Source organism: Tsuneonella flava (genome assembly GCF_002870965.1).
Taxonomy (GTDB): domain Bacteria; phylum Pseudomonadota; class Alphaproteobacteria; order Sphingomonadales; family Sphingomonadaceae; genus Tsuneonella; species Tsuneonella flava.
The window spans coordinates 556324-571849 of record NZ_PHSO01000005.1 but is presented as its reverse complement, the minus strand read 5'-3'; the positions used below and the strand labels follow the sequence as shown (position 1 = coordinate 571849).

General features: G+C 61.3%; 21 protein-coding genes and 1 tRNA gene. 15 read left to right on the top strand and 7 right to left on the bottom strand.

Annotated features, from left to right (window positions below; genetic code table 11):
- Window positions 1-18: 18 nt before the first annotated feature.
- Window positions 19-798: a DUF7146 domain-containing protein gene (locus CV013_RS09720; RefSeq protein ID WP_232806579.1), complete on the bottom strand. Its 780-nt coding sequence runs from the start codon at window positions 796-798 to the stop codon at window positions 19-21.
- Window positions 799-1064: 266 nt separating this feature from the next.
- Between CV013_RS09720 and CV013_RS09715 the strand changes: the two genes are divergently transcribed.
- The 3 genes from CV013_RS09715 (at window position 1065) to CV013_RS09705 (ending at window position 2450) form a co-directional block, all read left to right on the top strand.
- The gene (locus CV013_RS09715) at window positions 1065-1649 is read left to right on the top strand and encodes a lytic transglycosylase domain-containing protein (protein ID WP_102155038.1); all 585 of its coding nucleotides are present in this window, start codon (window positions 1065-1067) and stop codon (window positions 1647-1649) included.
- Window positions 1650-1713: 64 nt separating this feature from the next.
- Window positions 1714-2265: a thermonuclease family protein gene (locus tag CV013_RS15695; RefSeq protein ID WP_198591847.1), complete on the top strand. Its 552-nt coding sequence runs from the start codon at window positions 1714-1716 to the stop codon at window positions 2263-2265.
- Entirely contained in the window at window positions 2256-2450 is a 195-nt protein-coding gene (locus tag CV013_RS09705) for a DUF6961 family protein (RefSeq protein ID WP_102155037.1), read from the top strand. The genes CV013_RS15695 and CV013_RS09705 overlap by 10 nt, the downstream gene beginning before the upstream one ends.
- A gap of 136 nt (window positions 2451-2586) precedes the next feature.
- Here the strand turns inward: CV013_RS09705 and CV013_RS09700 are convergent, their stop codons facing one another.
- Both CV013_RS09700 and CV013_RS09695 read right to left on the bottom strand, forming a co-directional pair.
- Window positions 2587-3810: a tyrosine-type recombinase/integrase gene (locus CV013_RS09700; protein WP_102155036.1), complete on the bottom strand. Its 1224-nt coding sequence runs from the start codon at window positions 3808-3810 to the stop codon at window positions 2587-2589.
- A gap of 165 nt (window positions 3811-3975) precedes the next feature.
- Window positions 3976-4062: transfer RNA gene (locus CV013_RS09695), tRNA-Leu, on the bottom strand.
- A 214-nt stretch (window positions 4063-4276) separates the two neighbouring features.
- Here CV013_RS09695 and CV013_RS09690 point away from each other — a divergent pair.
- Window positions 4277-5221 carry an NAD(P)H-binding protein gene (locus CV013_RS09690; RefSeq protein ID WP_102155035.1) on the top strand — a complete coding sequence of 315 codons (945 nt, stop codon included), beginning with the start codon at window positions 4277-4279 and terminating at the stop codon, window positions 5219-5221.
- Window positions 5222-5273: 52 nt separating this feature from the next.
- On the opposite strand, the gene CV013_RS09685 is transcribed toward CV013_RS09690, so the two are convergent.
- Both CV013_RS09685 and CV013_RS09680 read right to left on the bottom strand, forming a co-directional pair.
- Window positions 5274-5768 carry an NfeD family protein gene (locus CV013_RS09685; protein WP_102155034.1) on the bottom strand — a complete coding sequence of 165 codons (495 nt, stop codon included), beginning with the start codon at window positions 5766-5768 and terminating at the stop codon, window positions 5274-5276.
- Complete coding sequence (locus tag CV013_RS09680; RefSeq protein ID WP_102155033.1) at window positions 5768-6769, bottom strand: SPFH domain-containing protein; 1002 nt, start codon at window positions 6767-6769, stop codon at window positions 5768-5770. The genes CV013_RS09685 and CV013_RS09680 overlap by 1 nt, the downstream gene beginning before the upstream one ends.
- A gap of 444 nt (window positions 6770-7213) precedes the next feature.
- Here CV013_RS09680 and CV013_RS09675 point away from each other — a divergent pair, with 444 nt between their 5' ends.
- A complete protein-coding gene (locus CV013_RS09675; RefSeq protein ID WP_102155032.1) occupies window positions 7214-7513 on the top strand; it encodes a GIY-YIG nuclease family protein in 300 nt (99 codons plus the stop codon).
- Between the two features lie 199 nt (window positions 7514-7712).
- On the opposite strand, the gene CV013_RS09670 is transcribed toward CV013_RS09675, so the two are convergent.
- Together CV013_RS09670 and CV013_RS09665 are read right to left on the bottom strand one after the other, a co-directional pair.
- A complete protein-coding gene (locus CV013_RS09670) occupies window positions 7713-8249 on the bottom strand; it encodes a sterol desaturase family protein (RefSeq protein ID WP_190276469.1) in 537 nt (178 codons plus the stop codon).
- Window positions 8250-8267: 18 nt separating this feature from the next.
- Entirely contained in the window at window positions 8268-8666 is a 399-nt protein-coding gene (locus CV013_RS09665) for an acyl-CoA thioesterase (RefSeq protein WP_102155031.1), read from the bottom strand.
- A gap of 219 nt (window positions 8667-8885) precedes the next feature.
- Here CV013_RS09665 and CV013_RS09660 point away from each other — a divergent pair, with 219 nt between their 5' ends.
- From CV013_RS09660 to CV013_RS09615, 10 genes are all read left to right on the top strand, one after another.
- Complete coding sequence (locus tag CV013_RS09660; protein ID WP_102155030.1) at window positions 8886-9263, top strand: hypothetical protein; 378 nt, start codon at window positions 8886-8888, stop codon at window positions 9261-9263.
- Window positions 9264-9360: 97 nt separating this feature from the next.
- Window positions 9361-10794 (top strand): 3-isopropylmalate dehydratase large subunit, encoded by a 1434-nt coding sequence (gene leuC / locus CV013_RS09655; RefSeq protein WP_102155029.1) that lies wholly within the window; start codon window positions 9361-9363, stop codon window positions 10792-10794.
- Window positions 10791-11321 carry a DNA-deoxyinosine glycosylase gene (locus tag CV013_RS09650; RefSeq protein ID WP_102155223.1) on the top strand — a complete coding sequence of 177 codons (531 nt, stop codon included), beginning with the start codon at window positions 10791-10793 and terminating at the stop codon, window positions 11319-11321. Before leuC ends, CV013_RS09650 begins: the two co-directional genes overlap by 4 nt.
- A 4-nt stretch (window positions 11322-11325) precedes the next feature.
- Window positions 11326-11493, top strand: a complete 168-nt coding sequence (locus tag CV013_RS09645; protein ID WP_102155028.1) for an isopropylmalate isomerase — start codon at window positions 11326-11328, stop codon at window positions 11491-11493.
- On the top strand, window positions 11493-12095 hold the full coding sequence (leuD, locus tag CV013_RS09640) for a 3-isopropylmalate dehydratase small subunit (RefSeq protein WP_102155027.1): 603 nt from the start codon (window positions 11493-11495) through the stop codon (window positions 12093-12095). The genes CV013_RS09645 and leuD overlap by 1 nt, the downstream gene beginning before the upstream one ends.
- Window positions 12092-13090, top strand: coding sequence for an NADPH:quinone oxidoreductase family protein (locus CV013_RS09635; protein ID WP_102155026.1), 999 nt, complete (start codon window positions 12092-12094; stop codon window positions 13088-13090). The genes leuD and CV013_RS09635 overlap by 4 nt, the downstream gene beginning before the upstream one ends.
- Window positions 13091-13180: 90 nt before the next feature.
- Window positions 13181-13504: a DUF1476 domain-containing protein gene (locus tag CV013_RS09630; protein WP_102155025.1), complete on the top strand. Its 324-nt coding sequence runs from the start codon at window positions 13181-13183 to the stop codon at window positions 13502-13504.
- Between the two features lie 7 nt (window positions 13505-13511).
- A complete protein-coding gene (locus CV013_RS09625) occupies window positions 13512-13745 on the top strand; it encodes a BolA family protein (protein WP_102155024.1) in 234 nt (77 codons plus the stop codon).
- A gap of 35 nt (window positions 13746-13780) precedes the next feature.
- Window positions 13781-14110: a Grx4 family monothiol glutaredoxin gene (gene grxD, locus CV013_RS09620; RefSeq protein WP_102155023.1), complete on the top strand. Its 330-nt coding sequence runs from the start codon at window positions 13781-13783 to the stop codon at window positions 14108-14110.
- A gap of 334 nt (window positions 14111-14444) precedes the next feature.
- Window positions 14445-15221 (top strand): NUDIX domain-containing protein, encoded by a 777-nt coding sequence (locus tag CV013_RS09615; protein ID WP_102155022.1) that lies wholly within the window; start codon window positions 14445-14447, stop codon window positions 15219-15221.
- Window positions 15222-15526 lie beyond the last annotated feature (305 nt).

Sequence of the window (15526 nt, the reverse complement as noted above, 5' to 3'; positions counted from 1 at the left end):
CGAGAAGCTCTCTCTCCTCTACCGCGCCGCTTTGCGGCGCAGCCATGCTTTAAGTTCATCGTTCCAGTCGGTGTCGCGTGAGGATGGTTTGCGAACGTGGATCGTCCGTCCATCGCGGGCATAAGCGGCCAGGCCACGCGAGGCAGCCAGCTCGCCGCCCGCATCATGATCGACGAAGAGGTGAAGGTCGGTCACGCTCTCGGGCACGCTGACGAGGCCAAAGCGCTCATTCCCCAGAGTCGCCCAGACAGGAATGCCGGTGAGAGCGTAGGCCGACATCGCGCTCTCGATCCCTTCAGCAAGGCCGAGCTTGCCGGAAACCGGAGCAAAAAGGCGAACAGCAGCTTCACCGAGCGCGCCAAGCGCGCGTTTCGGCTTGTCGAAGTCGGCCTTGGCAATGCCCGAAAGGAACGTGCGATGGATGGCGATCGGCCCCTCGTCGAGGCTGACCGCCGCAATCATAGCCAGCAAAAAGCGGGTGCGACCCTTCGGACCAAGTGGCGTTTGTGGATGGAAGCGGAGCGCCTGAGATGCGGCGAGGATTCCGCGGCTCTCCAGATAGGCCTTTGCCGGGCTGGCACGCAGTGGCTGTGCATCACGCCAGATCCTCAGCGCTGCCGCCGAGGGTTTGCGCGTTCGGGTCTGCTCGGGACCTTCGGTAGTCGCAGAACCTGAAAAGAGCGTCGGTGCCTCGAAACCTTCACGCGCCAGAGCAGCCAGCACGCTCTGCTGATCGCATCCCGCGAAACAGTGGAAGAGGATGGCCTGTCGGCCGAGCGACACACCGAGTGACGGCATGCGGTCATCGTGCGCGGGGCAACAGGCCATGCCCTTTGTGCCGGACCATTTGCCCCCTCGCGATTCACAAATGCGACGGGCGGTCTCGGCAAGCGACCGGTTGGGATGAGTTTGGACAGACAGGGACATGCGAGCTCCTCAGCATGCAAAGTGGCCCCTCATCAGCGTTCCTCTCCTCTCCCAAAGACAAACATTCGCGGCTTTCCTACAGACATATGTTCTCTTTATGTTCTATCGCGATTCGAATCAATGGAGCACCACTCGAGATGACCTGCCTCAATCGTCGGACCGCGATAGCGGTCGCCTGTCTGGGGATGATCGCGACCACCTCACAGCAAGTCCGCGCCCAGGATTTCACCTTGTTCGAGCACGCGATCGTTCCGCCGAAGACGGACCGGCAGCCAGCAAGGCAGTATCTTCCTGCGATCTACCAGGCCGGGCCAGCAGACGTATCCTACCGGGAAGGCCTGTATATGGCGGCAATAGCCGAGGCTGAGCGCCGGTACGGGCTTCCGACCAACCTGCTTCGTGCTCTCATCTGGGCTGAGTCCCGCTTCAATCCGATGGCTGTGAGTCCAGCTGGTGCTGCCGGGCTTGCTCAGCTTATGCCGGCCACGGCGCGAGAACTGGGCGTCCGGAACCGTCATGACCCTCTTGCATCGATCGACGGTGGCGCCAGGTACCTTCGCGATATGTTGGACCGGTTCGACGCGGTCCACCTGGCCTTGGCTGCTTACAATGCGGGCCCAGGTGCCGTCTCCCGATCACGCGGTATTCCGAAAAATGGTGAAACGCCGCAATATGTCCGGTCTGTGTTGGGACGTTGGCAAGCAATTGGTACCTACAATTGACGAAACTGCCTGATTTCCGGCTATTGTCTGAAATAGTGTGCCGGTATGAAGACGGACAACGCTAGTGAATGAGACCCCCGGTAAGCCGTTCGACTTTCGCAAGGCGTTGAAGGCACAGAAGCGCCGGAAGCTGAGAAAGGAGATCGCGTTGGGTTTGGGAGCATTCGCGATCGTATTTGCTGGAGGGATGCTGGCACTCAACTGGCCAGTCCATGATGCCAGCCTTGCTAACGACGATCAGCAGCCTCAGGCTTTATTCCAGCAAGCAAGCTCCCCACAATTCGACATCTGCGGATCCATCCGACGCACATGCGTCGTGGATGGAGATACTTTCTGGCTTGATGGCGTGAAGATCCGGATTGCCGACATCGACACTCCCGAGATCAGCGAGCCTCGTTGCGACTATGAGTACCAGCTCGGCATGCGCGCGACGCACCGCCTTGTCGAATTACTGAATGGCGGGCCCTTTGAACTGAGGACCATCGGTAGCAGAGACGAGGATCAGTACGGTCGCAAATTGCGGGTTGTAACGCGCGGCGGCCGCTCGCTTGGCGATCAGCTGGTCAGCGAAGGCCTGGCGCGAACCTGGACCGGGAGGCGAGAACCATGGTGCTGAACCGCGATCAGGAATTGTGGGCCGTCGCGCTCTGGGTCGAAAAGAACCATGGCGAAGAGGGAACCGCGTATATCGCGCAGCAAATCCAGCGGCTATCCAACGAAGGGAACGAGGCAGGCATAGCAACGTGGAAGACTGTTGCTGAGCGCTTCGATCAGCTTAGCTGCCAAAGCTCTACGAGCTGAGGCTCAGCACGATGCGGAATTGGCTTAAAGTCTGGGGCATCAGAATTGAGTTCGCCTTGCTCGCGTCAGTGTCCCTGATAGGGCTAATCCTGAGCCTTCGGTCCTGCATTGGCTGAGAAAAAATTCCTTCTTCCTATCAACCCTTCGCAAACTTTCCCACGATGACCTTTCCTCCTGTCCGGAGCTCATCAAGGTAGTCGCTCCACCATTGAGCCATGCGCACCCGCTCGTCCCAATGTTTGCCGCGATGGTAGATGCCACGCACGACATTGCTGTCGCCATGTGCCAGGGCGCGCTCGATCGCATCCGGATTCCAGAGTCCCGACTCGTTCAGGAATGTCGATGCTGTCGCCCGGAGTCCGTGCGCGGTGACTTCTTCCTTCGAATATCCCATGCGACGGAATGCCGCATTGAGCGTGTTTTCACTCATAGGACGCTTGGAGCTGCGCGCAGACGGGAAGACATAACCTTCGCGGCCGAGCATCTCGGCCAGATCAGTAAGATAGCCTCTAACCTGCTTGGAAAGCGGGACAGCATGCGCTCGACGCGCTTTCATTTTACCGGCAGGAATTTTCCAGACCCCATCGACAAGGTCGATCTCATGCCATTCGGCGTGCCGGAGTTCGCCGGGGCGCACGAACACATGCGGCGCGATCTGCAAAGCTAACTTCGTCACCATGTAGCCAGTGAAGTCGTCGATTGCGCGCAGCAGCCCGCCTAACTCGGTGGGCTCAAGGATGGCTGCATAATGCGTGGCTCTCGGCGTTACGAGAGCACCCTTCAGCATACTGGTCGGATCGGATTTGCAGCGGGTAGTAGCGACACCGTAGCGAAACACGCGGCCTGCGAACGAGCGGCATTTCTTCGCAGTCTCGTGCTTACCGGTGGCTTCCAGTCGTTTGAGAGGAGCCAGGACTTCGAACGGCTCGATCTCGTGGATGGGTCTGTTCCCGATGGCAGGCGCAAGCTTGTCGAGGAAATAATTGGCCTTGACGATCGTGCCATCGGCACGGCCATTCTGGACCATCATCTGTTCGATATACTCACGTGCGACTGCCTCGAACGTCTGTGCAGAAAGGAACTCGGCGCGGATTTTCCGCTTCCGCTTCTCAAAGGCCGGGTCGCCGCCAGAAGCAACAGTTCGTCGTGCCTCGTAGGCCACGTCTCGCGCTTGCTTGAGGCTGATTTCGGGATAGCTGCCGATGCAGAGCTTCTTTTGCGCACCGCCGATCCGGTATCGGAATCGCCAAAGCTTGCTGCCGGTCGGCGTGACCTCAACATATAGGCCGCGCTCATCGGTTACCTTGTACGGCTTATCTTTGGGCTTAAGTGCGCGGAGGCGAGTATCTGTCAGCGGCATGTGGGGGCCTTTTCATCTGGGCCTTTGCGAAACGGCCTCAAAAGGCCCACAAAAGTGTCTGGAAGCCCCGAGAACAGGCGGGACGATCCGGAACGATCCAAGGGCCAAATCCCTAGGATTTCTGCGGGTTTTATAGATTATTTGGGAGAACGTGAGAAGAACAAATGGTGCCCAGAAGAGGACTCGAACCTCCACGCCCTTGCGAGCGCCGCCACCTGAAGACGGTGCGTCTACCAATTCCGCCATCTGGGCACACAATCGAGCCGGTCATCGAAGCCAGCTGCGGGTAGGGGCGCGCCGATAGCTGGGGTGGCGGGGGGTTGTCAACGACGATCGCATGACGAACTACACATTACCGCAGAAACCCACCGCGCATGCCCTGACGCACGATGCGGTGTTGCAGGAGGCGGTAGGTTTTGGCAGGGCGATAACAACAGTCTGAATTATACCCCTATCGAGGCAAGCAATGGCATCTCGCGATCCCCTGAATGGCAAGCTGGTGACAATCATCGGCGGCAGCGGTTTCCTTGGCGATCATGTCGCGCAGGCGCTGCTGGAACGCGGGGCACGGCTGTGCATTGCCAGCCGCCACCCGGAACGGGCATTCAAGCTCAAGCCGCTGGCGCAACTGGGGCAGATCGAGTTCCTGCCATGCGACGTGACCAAGCCGGACACAGTCGCATTTGCGGTGCGCGGGGCCGATGCCGTGGTCAACCTCGTCGGCGCGTTTGAGGGCGACCTGAAAGCGACAATGGCCGATGGTGCCGGCACTGTCGCTCAGGCCGCTGCCGCAGCAGGGGTAGCCGCACTGGTCCATGTCAGTGCCATCGGGGCCGATAGCGAATCGCCCAGCGGCTATGCTCAGGCCAAGGCCGCTGGCGAAGCCGAAGTACTGGCAGCGTTTCCCAAAGCGACGATCCTGCGCCCGTCGATCCTGTTCGGGGATGACGACCACTTCATCCAGATGTTCGCCGGGTTGGTATCGACTTTCCGTGTCCTGCCGGTGTTCGCCCCCCATGCCCCGCTCCAGCCGCTGTTCGTGGACGACGCGGCAGAGGCTGTGGTGGTGGCGCTGGCCAATCCGGCGGCGTTTGGTGGCAAGACCTTCGAGATCGCCGGCCCGGAAGCCATCACGATGCTGACGCTGCACCAGCGGATCGCCGCGAGCCAGCATCGCAAGCGGACCTTCATCGAGATGCCCGATTCGCTCTCGGCACTGTTTGCGGCGCTGCCGGGCACCCCGATGAACAGCGATCAGTGGGCCATGCTGAAGCAGGGCAACGTTCCCGGTGGCAAGCTGCCGGGTATGAAGCAGCTCGGCATCGCGCCGCGCCCGCTGGGCCTGTTCCTCGATCGCTGGATGACCCGTTTCCGCCGCTATGGCCGGTTCAACGAAACCGTAGCGGGCTGATCCGGGCGGACACTGCCTTCACCCGGTCAGTCCCTGCAATCCAGGCCGACCATCACGCCGGAGCGCCTTCTTCCGTTGCACCGTCGCGCTTGTCTTCGAGCCGGGTGAGCGGCTCGACCAGCAAAGTGCCGCCGTCGAATCCGGTGATCCGCACCCGCGCACCGCTATCCATATCCGGCCCGCGGGCCAGCCATTCGCTGTCGCCCTGCCGCACACGCCCGTCACCATCGCTGATGGCGACAGTCACGGTAGCGGTCTGTCCAACCAGCCGCCCCATGCGATTGTTGAGCAGGGGATCGGTGCTTTCAATCGGGTTGTCCCGCACCATGCGCCGGGCCGAGTACACGATGATCAGCGACAGGAACACGAAGTTCACGATCTGAAACGACAGCCCGAGATCGAGCACATATGTCAGCGCGCCGGTCGCCAGTGCGGCCAGCGCCAGCCAGATCAGGTAAACACCGGGGATCAGCATTTCCATGATCGCCAGCAGCAGGCCGATTGACAGCCACGCCAGGTAAGCGTCCAGTTCGCCCAGCCAGTCCATCAGGAACCGCGCCCGGTGTGCGGCACAGTCGCCTGCGCGCGGGTACGCGAAACAGGCGCGGAGGCCGTGGCAGACGGCACCGGTGTCGTCACGTCACCCGGCTTCACTGCTTCCCGCACCAGTTCACCGATGCCGCCGAGCGATCCGATCAACTGCGTTGCTTCCACCGGGAACAGGATCGTCTTGGCATTGGGGCTGGTAGCGAACTTGCCCACTGCCTTGGTGTATTCCTGCGCGATGAAGTAGTTGATCGCCGCGTTGCCACTCTGGGCAATCGCATCCGACACCATCTGCGTGGCGCGGGCTTCGGCCTCTGCCGCGCGTTCGCGGGCCTCGGCATCGCGGAACGCCGCTTCGCGCTTGCCCTCTGCAGAGAGGATAGCAGACTGCTTTTCCCCTTCGGCGCGCAGGATGCGGCTGGCGCGGTCGCCTTCCGCCTCCAGAATCTCGGCGCGCTTCAGGCGTTCAGCCTTCATCTGGCGCGCCATCGCTTCGGAGATGTCCATCGGCGGGCGGATGTCCTTGATCTCGACACGGGTAATCTTCACCCCCCACGGCGAAGTCGCGTGATCGACCACCGACAGCAGACGCGCGTTGATCTCGTCTCGCTTCGACAGTGTTTCGTCGAGATCCATGCTGCCCATCACCGTCCGCAGGTTGGTGGTGGTCAGCGCCATGATCGCCGGATGCAGGCCCGACACTTCGTAAGCCGCCTTGCCCGCTTCCAGCACCTGGAAGAACACCACGGCATCGACCCCGACCATCGCGTTGTCTTTGGTGATGATTTCCTGCCCCGGAATATCGAGCACCTGTTCCATCATGTTGATCTTGTGCCCCACGCGATCGATGAACGGGGTGATGATGTGCAGCCCCGGATCGGCCGACTTGGTAAAGCGCCCGAATCGCTCGATCGTATAGACATACCCCTGCCGCACGACGCGGACGCTGCTCATCAGAAACACGCCCAGCGCGGCGAGCAGCAGTATCAGTACATATCCCATCGTCGTCTCCTTATTGCGTTCATCCTAGCGGGCAGCGGTCGGGGGGCAAGAAAAACCGGTCAAATCCGGCGGAGACATGGACCGCTCCTTTGAGTTTTGAAAAATGTGACTTTTGCCCGCTGCGCCCTCGGTAAAACGGGGTCTGCGCGGGAGGGCGAGTGTGGACTTCGCTTTTTGACGGAATGTGCAGGTGTTGGATATTTGTCATACAGCGCGTTTTAGAGACGCGTGTGGGGTGTAGGAAAGGGCGTGGCGCGGCCGGAATTTAGCTGGACCCCGGATCAGGTCCGGGGTGACGTGGTGGGGGTTCGCGAGGGGATCATTTGTACGAGGCGGCGCGCACCGGTCACATCGCCACATTGACCATCGGCAAAATCCTCAATTCTTAGTCACCACGCCATCCCCGGCTTGATCCGGGGGCCAGATTCCACTTCCGCCACGCAAATGGATCGGGAGAAACGCGGCGTCTGGGTGTACATGATGGCCAACCGTTATCGCGGCACGATCTATATTGGCGTCACCAGCGATCTGCCGCGCCGCATTCACCAACATATCGCGGGCAATGGCTCCAACTTCTGCCCGCGATATGGCCTGACCAGACTGGTCTGGGCGGAACGTGGTGAAGATATCGCCACGTGCATCGCGCATGAAAAGCGCATCAAACACTGGCGACGCGAATGGAAGTTCGCGTTGGTGGAGAAAGGCAATCCCGGCTGGGAGGATCTGTCGGGCTGGTTGGTTTAGTGCCGGTTGCGAAGGTTAGCTGGACCCCGGATCAAGTCCGGGGTGACGAGAAAAGGAGGGGCAGTCAGGATAGCCAACCGGCTTGGTATCTGCGTAACCACCCCACGGTTCACGCACCTCCGCCACCACTCGCTACAACGTCACCCCGGACTTGATCCGGGGTCCAGCTTCCCCCTTCCGCCAAACAAAGAAACGCCCGCTAAAACCCACGCCCCACGCTCTCGCGCACTTCGGCAATGCCAGCAGCGCGCTGAGCGGCGAGTTCGGCCTTGAGCCGGGCCGGATCGCGGGCGAAGACGAAGCCGAAGCTGACTCCGCCGTGCTTGCCCACCGTCGCATGGTGCAGTTTATGCGCCTGCACCAGCCGCTTGGCATAACCGCGCCGGGGCACCCAGCGGAACCAGCGTTGATGCACCAGCCCGTCGTGCACCAGCGTGTAGATCACGCCGTAGATCAGCACACCCAGCCCGATCCATGTGCCGGGCCACCACGCCCCTGCCCCCATTATCATCGGGCTGCCAAGCGCGAACATCGCGATGCTGAGCGCAGCGCCGAACACCGCGTAGAGATCGTTTTTCTCGAAGAAACCGCTGTGCGGTTCGTGGTGATCGCGGTGCCAGCCCCAGCCAAAGCCGTGCATGATGTATTTGTGGCTGCCCCACGCGACACCTTCCATCGCCAGCACACTGGCGACAACGATTGCAGCGGGGAACATGATATCGGCAAGCACAGTCATTGTACTCGCCAATATACGTCAGTCGTTCGGGAAAAAGAACCGCGCGATTTCATCGCCGATCCGCGCCGGGCGATGCGTATCGGCATCGACGCAGCACCAGCTCGACCGGACTTCGGCCAGAACTTCGCCGCCGCGCTCGATTACGGTGTGATAGAATGCGCGCGCGCCGTGAATTTTTTCCAGCACAGTCCGGGCGATCACATCGTCTTCCAGAAATGCCGGTTTGCGATAGGTGATTTCGTGCTTGAGCGCGACCCACAGCCGCGCGGCCACGGCATCGGCAGGGGCCAGTTTGTTCCAGTGCGCCAGCACCGCATCCTGCACCCAGCCGAGATAGCGCGAATTGTTCACGTGCCCCATAAAATCGATATCGTCGGGGGTGATGCGGATCGGGAAATGAAACGGGCTTGCTGACATATTTGTAAGCTAGCACAGATAGGGTTGCCATTCCATGACTATTAAGTCCTGAAACAGCACCTGTCGGCAACCCCGCTATCAGGCAAATATTGCTCGCAGACACAATATTACGCGGCAGCGACAATTTGCGACAGATCGTATTTCAATCGTTCATCTTGCGGGCTTCATTTATGAACGTGCGGACCCGATCCGCGGTGTGATTTCGCAAGGAGAACGACCATGAAGATTGCCCGCCCGCTTATCGCTACCTCTCTTGTCGCGGCGCTTGCCATCGGCACTGTCGCCCCGGCTTCGGCCGCAGCCCGCTATCACGGAGGCGCTCTGCACAATCAGATCGCTCAGCTCGACCGCAAGATCGATCGCGCCGAATCCCGCCGGATCATCTCGTATCGCGAAGCCGCCCAGCTTGACCGGCAGGTCGACCGGCTGGAGGCAGCCTGGCGCGTATTTTCCCGTGGCGGGTTCACCCGGTCGGAAGTCAACGCGCTGAACAATCGCATCGGTTCGGTCGAACGCATGTTGCAGCGAGCCGCGAACGATCACAACAACCGGCCGCAAAAACGGCATACCCATCGCCCCGCCGTTTATCGTCGATAAGCGCGATGCCAGCGAACCCGGCCCTGCCGCCGGACCTTGAGCGGGGGCAAGATTTCCCATCTTGTCCCCGCATCGGGCGCAGCTTAGCCAACCAGACATGGCCACACGCCCCCTCACACTCTACGAAAAAATCTGGAACGCTCACGTCGTCGAAACGCGCGACGATGGCACCAGCCTGATCTATATCGATCGCCATCTGGTTCACGAAGTGACCAGCCCGCAGGCGTTCGAGGCATTACGCGCCGCCGGTCGCCCGGTTCGCCGCCCCGATCTGACGCTGGCGGTGCCCGATCACAATCTGCCGACCACCGCACGGCTCGATGCAGCGGGCAACCGCCTGCCTATCGCCGATCCGCAAAGCGCGGCGCAGCTTGCCGCGCTGGAGCGCAACGCACCTGAATTCGGCATCGAATATATCGGCCCGACCGATGCGGCGCAGGGCATCGTCCACGTTGTCGGCCCCGAACAGGGTTTCTCGCTGCCCGGGGCGACGATCGTCTGCGGCGACAGCCACACCGCCGCGCATGGTGGAGTGGGGGCACTGGCGTTCGGCATCGGCACCAGCGAAGTGGAGCACGTGCTCGCTACGCAGACCCTGCTGCTCACGCGGTCGAAAACGATGGAAGTGCGGGTGACCGGCGAACTGCGCCCCGGCATCACGCCCAAGGATCTGATCCTCCACGTGATCGGCGTGATCGGCACCGCCGGCGGCACAGGCTACGTGATCGAATATCGCGGCCCGGTGTTCGAAGCGATGAGCGTGGAAGGCCGCCTGACGGTGTGCAACATGAGCATCGAAGGCGGTGCCCGCGCCGGGCTGATCGCGCCCGACGATAAAGTGTTCGATTATCTCAAAGGTCGCCCGCATGCGCCCACCGGCAGCGACTGGGACCGCGCGGTCGAATGGTGGCGCTCGCTGGCAACCGACCCCGGCGCAGTGTTCGATAAGTCGGTAACCATCGACGCCGCCGATATCGAACCCACGGTCACCTGGGGCACCAGCCCGGAAGATGTCGCCCCCATCGGTGCAGTCGTGCCAGCGCCGGAAAGCTATACCGATCCGTCGAAGCAGGAAGCTGTCCGCAAAAGCCTCGCCTACATGGGGCTGGAACCGGGCCAGCGGCTCAGCGACGTGGCAATCGAAAACGTGTTCATCGGCAGTTGCACCAACAGCCGGATCGAAGACTTGCGCGCCGCCGCCGATGTTCTGCGCGGACGGCACAAGGCCGCTAATGTGAAATGGGCCATCGTCGTGCCCGGATCGGGGCTGGTGAAGGCACAGGCCGAGGCGGAGGGGCTGGACAAGGTGTTCACCGATGCCGGGCTGGAATGGCGCGAACCGGGCTGTTCGGCCTGCCTCGCGATGAACCCGGACAAAGTACCCGCGGGCGAACGCTGCGCCTCCACCTCCAACCGCAATTTCGTGGGTCGGCAAGGTCCGGGCGCGCGCACGCATCTCGTCAGCCCGGCAATGGCAGCGGCTGCGGCTGTTACCGGCAAACTGACCGACGTGCGGGAACTGGTCGACTGACCGCACGCAAATCCGCCTTCGCCCCGGTTGCCGATCCGCAGGCGCGGGTGCTGATCCTCGGCAGCTTACCAGGGGAGGCTTCGCTGGCGGCGCGGCAGTATTATGCTCACCCGCAAAACCGGTTCTGGCATCTGATCGGCGGCGTAACCGGGATCGATCTGGTCGCGCTCGATTACGAGGCACGGCTTGCCGCGGTGCAGGCAGCGGGCATTGCCCTGTGGGACACAGTCGCATCGGCCCGCCGCAACGGCAGCCTCGATTCCGCGATCCGCCATGCCGAGCACGCCCCGCTGGCCGATCTGGTCGCTCGCCTACCGCAATTGCGTGCGGTGGCGTTCAACGGTCGCAAGGCCAGCACTATCGGCCGGCCTCAGCTTGCCGGGACACAGCTGGCCCTGATCGATCTGCCTTCGTCTTCCCCCGCATATGCCGCGATGCCGCTGGCGGAGAAAGAGCGGCTTTGGGGCAAGCTAGGCGAATTCCTGACACACCCTCTTGCGTCCGCACCACGGGCACCGCATGGATAGGGGCATGACCAAGAAACTCACTGGCAAGGCAGCGGCCATGGCCGCAGGTGCCATCGGATCGGCAGCAGTCGCCGCGGCGCTGCTCTATGCAAACAAGCGCAAGGAAAAGAAGGCGAATTCGCCTGACAAGCCCGGCGCAATCCCATCGGGCGAAGCGCCGGAGACCGATTGATGGAACCAGTCGACCGCGTCGAAGGCCGGGCGATTCCGTTCGGCCGCAAGAATGTCGATACCGACGTCATCATTCCGGCGCACTGGCTGAAGACCATCACGCGCGAGGGATTGGGAGCCGGTGCGTTCGAAACCGTGCGCGCCGAACCGGGCAATATGTTCGACGATCCCGAATTCGCCAATGCGCCGATCCTGATCGCGGGCGACAATTTCGGCTGCGGATCGAGCCGCGAACACGCCGCATGGGCCCTGCTCGATCTCGGCATCAAAGCAGTGATCGCGCCCAGCTTCTCCGATATTTTTTCGGGCAATGCGTTCAAGAACGGCATCCTGACCGTCGCTTTGCCGCAGGAACAGATCGATCGCCTGCTGGAAGTCGCCGCGTCCGACCCGGTGACCATCGACCTTGAAAATCAGGTCGTCACCACTCCGTTTCAGGACCGGTTTGCATTCGAAATCGATGCGTTCCGCAAGCATTGCCTGATGGAAGGACTGGACGAAGTCGGGCTGACGCTGGCCCGCGACGCTGCAATCGACATATACGAAAAGAGGCAGGCCAGCAATATGCCATGGCTCGCCCACGGAACGGAGAGAGCCGCATGAAAGCACTGAGAACCCACGCCGTTGGCGGGCCGGAAACCCTGACGCTGGACGAAATCGATACACCCACCCCCGGCAAGGGCGAGGTTCTGATCGATGTGAAAGCCTGTGCGATCAATTATCCCGACACGCTGATGATCCGCGACCTCTATCAGTTCAAGCCGGAGCGACCCTTTGCCCCCGGCGGCGAAATCGCCGGTGTAATCGAAGCCATCGGCGAAGGGGTCGAAGGCTGGAACGTAGGCGATAAAGTGCTGGCCGGGATCGGCACCGGCGGTCTGGCGGAAAAGGTCTGCGTGCCCGCCGCGCGCATGTTCTCCGTGCCCGACGGCGTGCCTTACGAAAAGGCTGCCTCGCTGATGATGACCTATGGCACCACGATCCACGGGCTGAAGGATCGCGGCCATATCAAGGCGGGCGACACGATGCTGGTGCTGGGCGCAGCGGGCGGCGTCGGGCTGTCGGCGGTGGAACTGGGCAAAGCATTCGGCGCGCGCGTGATCGCCGCGGTGTCCAGCGCGGAAAAGGGCGAAATCGCGAAGAAGGCCGGGGCCGACGATGTCGTGATCTATCCCAAGGGCGACATGGACAAGGCCGCCAGCAAGGATCTGGCCAATGCCTTTAAAGCGGCCTGCGGCCCCGATGGTGCCAATATCGTGTACGATATCGTAGGCGGGCAATATTCCGAACCCGCTCTACGCGCGATCGCATGGGAAGGTCGCTTTCTGGTTGTCGGCTTCCCGGCGGGCATCGCGAAGATGCCGCTCAACCTTACTCTGTTGAAAAGCTGTGACATCTGCGGCGTGTTCTGGGGCGCGTTCACTGCACGCGAACCGGAAAAATTCCGCGCCCAGGTGGATGAACTGTTCGCTATGCTGAAAGACGGGCGGATCGATCCGCTGGTATCCGAGACTTTTCCTCTCGAACGCGGCGGCGAAGCGATTGCCAAGCTGGAAAACCGGCAGGCCGTTGGCAAGCTGGTCGTGACGATGGAATAATGCCGTATTGGCACCTGGGCGGTTGAGAGTGCTTGCCGCCCACGCGCCTGCCCCCTATGCGCGGACAGGTAATTACACACGAGGACAGTCATGACCGATTTCAACGATCGTGAGCGCGGCGAAGAGCGCAAGTTCGCCTTCGACGAAGAAACCGCTTTCCGCATTGCCGCGCGGCGCAACAAGCTGCTCGGCCACTGGGCGGCGGAAAAGATGAAGCTGACCCCGGAAGAGGCCGACTCCTACGCCAAGTCAGTGGTGCAGGCCGATTTCGAAGAAGCGGGTGACGAAGACGTCGTTCGCAAGGTTCTGGGCGACCTGACCGGTGCGGGCATCGATGTGGACGAAGCCGCCGTGCGCGTCGCGCTGGAAGAAAAGGCTGTCGAAGCGCGTCGCCAGTTGATGAGCGGAAGCTGATCGTATCATGGCAATGGCGGCGGAAGATATCGAACGGCTGATCGTGGCGGCGTTGCCCGATGCAGAGGTGACTATTCGCGATCTGGCGGGCGATGGCGATCACTATGCCGCCCATGTCGTGTGCCCTGCATTCGTGGGCAAAACGCGCGTGGCGCAGCATAAACTGGTGTACGATGCGCTGGGCGGGCGGATGGGCGGCGAGCTCCACGCCTTGCAACTCACCACCGCCGTCCCCAACTGACATCGCATAAAGCAATTCAACCGCAGGTCGTTATTATGTCCGATGTCAACGCACGTATTTCCGATATCGTTTCCGGCAACGATGTCGTCCTGTTCATGAAAGGAACCCCGCTGTTTCCCCAGTGCGGCTTCTCCAGCCGCGCCGTGGCGATCCTCGATCACTGCGGTGTCGCATATGACAGTGTCGACGTGTTGCAGGACATGGAAGTCCGTCAAGGTATCAAGTCGTTTTCCGACTGGCCCACGATCCCTCAGCTCTATGTGAAGGGCGAATTCGTCGGCGGCAGCGACATCATGATGGAAATGTACGAAGCAGGCGAGCTTCAGCAGATGCTGGATGAAAAGCAGGTCGCCAAGGCCAGCTGATCCTCTCACCACCCCATTATCGGCGCCCTATTTTGGGCAACCGAATGAAAAAAGCCCCGAAGCGCTATCCGCTTCGGGGCTTTTTGCTGGGGTTTGGGGAGGCAGGGCCGGGAGACTTGTGGCCCCACCTCTTAGTCAACATTTGGGGTACATCTATATTAGCATGTCCCGTGCCAGTTTCAACGAAGCGCAGTTTTCCGGCCCCCATGATGGTTAAGGCAATTTCACCGAGCAGCCATCTGTCAAATTTTCCGACACTTTGCGGCATGCGATCCGCCCGACACCGGGCCGATGGGGCTTGGCAAGCATTCGGTGCGGGACCAAGGTATTCGCCATGAACGATTCCACACCATCGAACATTATTCCCGCCGCCACTGTCGTCGTCTTCCGCAATCCCCGCCGGGGCACCGCGCCGGAATTGCTGATGGTTACCCGTGCGCGCCAGATGTCGTTCGCGGGCGGCGCAGCGGTCTTTCCCGGTGGGCGGGTCGATCCCGCCGACTTTGCATTGGCCGACACGCTCAGCTGCGATCACGATCGGGATGAAACCGCACACCGCATCGCTGCGGTGCGTGAAACGCTGGAGGAAACCGGACTGGCCATCGGATTGCACGAGACGGTCGATGCCGCCGATGCACGGCGCGCACGGGCACTGCTGCTGGAACAGGGCGAACTGGCCCCGGTGCTGACCGCTATGGGCTGGACACTCGATCTGGAGGCGCTGGTCCCCTTTGCCCGGTGGAATCCCAAAAACGAACGCCTGCCGCGTGTTTTCGATACCCGCTTCTATCTTGCCGATCTGGGCACAGGTGCAGTTGAAGTGGAGATCGACGCAACCGAAAACACGCATCTGTTCTGGACCAGCGCCGCCGACGCTCTGGCCGCGGCAGAGGCAGGCGATCTGAGCGTTATCTTCCCTACCCGTCGCAATCTCGAACGACTGGCGCAATATTCCAGCTTCGCCGATGGCCGCGCAGATGCTCTGGCCCATCCGGTGCGAACGATCACACCGTGGATGGAACAACGCGACGGGCGGCCATGGCTGGCAATCCCGTCAGATGCCGGATACCCGATCGACGGCGAGCCGCTGGACCATGCGTCGCGGGGATAGAATCCTCAACACATCTTGCTGATTTTACAAAATTATATCGATCCAACAGCATTTACTCCGACCGACCGAACAGGCGTTGCATTTATGTCGCGCCACTGATGGTTTCGTATGCAGTTGCAGCCGTTTTCTTGACAGCGAAGGTACGGAATCCCACTTCGCGCCCAGTGGAGAAATCTTGATGGGCAAATCAACTATAACGTCTGCGGTGTCTGGCACGCCATACCAGCCTCTCACTTAGGCTGTATCAGCGCCCCCGGACTCTGCGCTCCCTGAAATCGTCTCGCGTCGGATGCGCGGGGACGGGG

Coding starts and splice junctions, on each gene's coding strand:
- CV013_RS09720 (WP_232806579.1), bottom strand. CDS start 798: ATGCCGTCACTCGGTGTGTCGCTCGGCCGACAGGCCATCCTCTTCCAC.
- CV013_RS09715 (WP_102155038.1), top strand. CDS start 1,065: ATGACCTGCCTCAATCGTCGGACCGCGATAGCGGTCGCCTGTCTGGGG.
- CV013_RS09705 (WP_102155037.1), top strand. CDS start 2,256: ATGGTGCTGAACCGCGATCAGGAATTGTGGGCCGTCGCGCTCTGGGTC.
- CV013_RS09700 (WP_102155036.1), bottom strand. CDS start 3,810: ATGCCGCTGACAGATACTCGCCTCCGCGCACTTAAGCCCAAAGATAAG.
- CV013_RS09690 (WP_102155035.1), top strand. CDS start 4,277: ATGGCATCTCGCGATCCCCTGAATGGCAAGCTGGTGACAATCATCGGC.
- CV013_RS09685 (WP_102155034.1), bottom strand. CDS start 5,768: ATGGACTGGCTGGGCGAACTGGACGCTTACCTGGCGTGGCTGTCAATC.
- CV013_RS09680 (WP_102155033.1), bottom strand. CDS start 6,769: ATGGGATATGTACTGATACTGCTGCTCGCCGCGCTGGGCGTGTTTCTG.
- CV013_RS09675 (WP_102155032.1), top strand. CDS start 7,214: ATGGATCGGGAGAAACGCGGCGTCTGGGTGTACATGATGGCCAACCGT.
- CV013_RS09670 (WP_190276469.1), bottom strand. CDS start 8,249: ATGACTGTGCTTGCCGATATCATGTTCCCCGCTGCAATCGTTGTCGCC.
- CV013_RS09665 (WP_102155031.1), bottom strand. CDS start 8,666: ATGTCAGCAAGCCCGTTTCATTTCCCGATCCGCATCACCCCCGACGAT.
- CV013_RS09660 (WP_102155030.1), top strand. CDS start 8,886: ATGAAGATTGCCCGCCCGCTTATCGCTACCTCTCTTGTCGCGGCGCTT.
- leuC (WP_102155029.1), top strand. CDS start 9,361: ATGGCCACACGCCCCCTCACACTCTACGAAAAAATCTGGAACGCTCAC.
- CV013_RS09645 (WP_102155028.1), top strand. CDS start 11,326: ATGACCAAGAAACTCACTGGCAAGGCAGCGGCCATGGCCGCAGGTGCC.
- leuD (WP_102155027.1), top strand. CDS start 11,493: ATGGAACCAGTCGACCGCGTCGAAGGCCGGGCGATTCCGTTCGGCCGC.
- CV013_RS09635 (WP_102155026.1), top strand. CDS start 12,092: ATGAAAGCACTGAGAACCCACGCCGTTGGCGGGCCGGAAACCCTGACG.
- CV013_RS09630 (WP_102155025.1), top strand. CDS start 13,181: ATGACCGATTTCAACGATCGTGAGCGCGGCGAAGAGCGCAAGTTCGCC.
- CV013_RS09625 (WP_102155024.1), top strand. CDS start 13,512: ATGGCAATGGCGGCGGAAGATATCGAACGGCTGATCGTGGCGGCGTTG.
- grxD (WP_102155023.1), top strand. CDS start 13,781: ATGTCCGATGTCAACGCACGTATTTCCGATATCGTTTCCGGCAACGAT.
- CV013_RS09615 (WP_102155022.1), top strand. CDS start 14,445: ATGAACGATTCCACACCATCGAACATTATTCCCGCCGCCACTGTCGTC.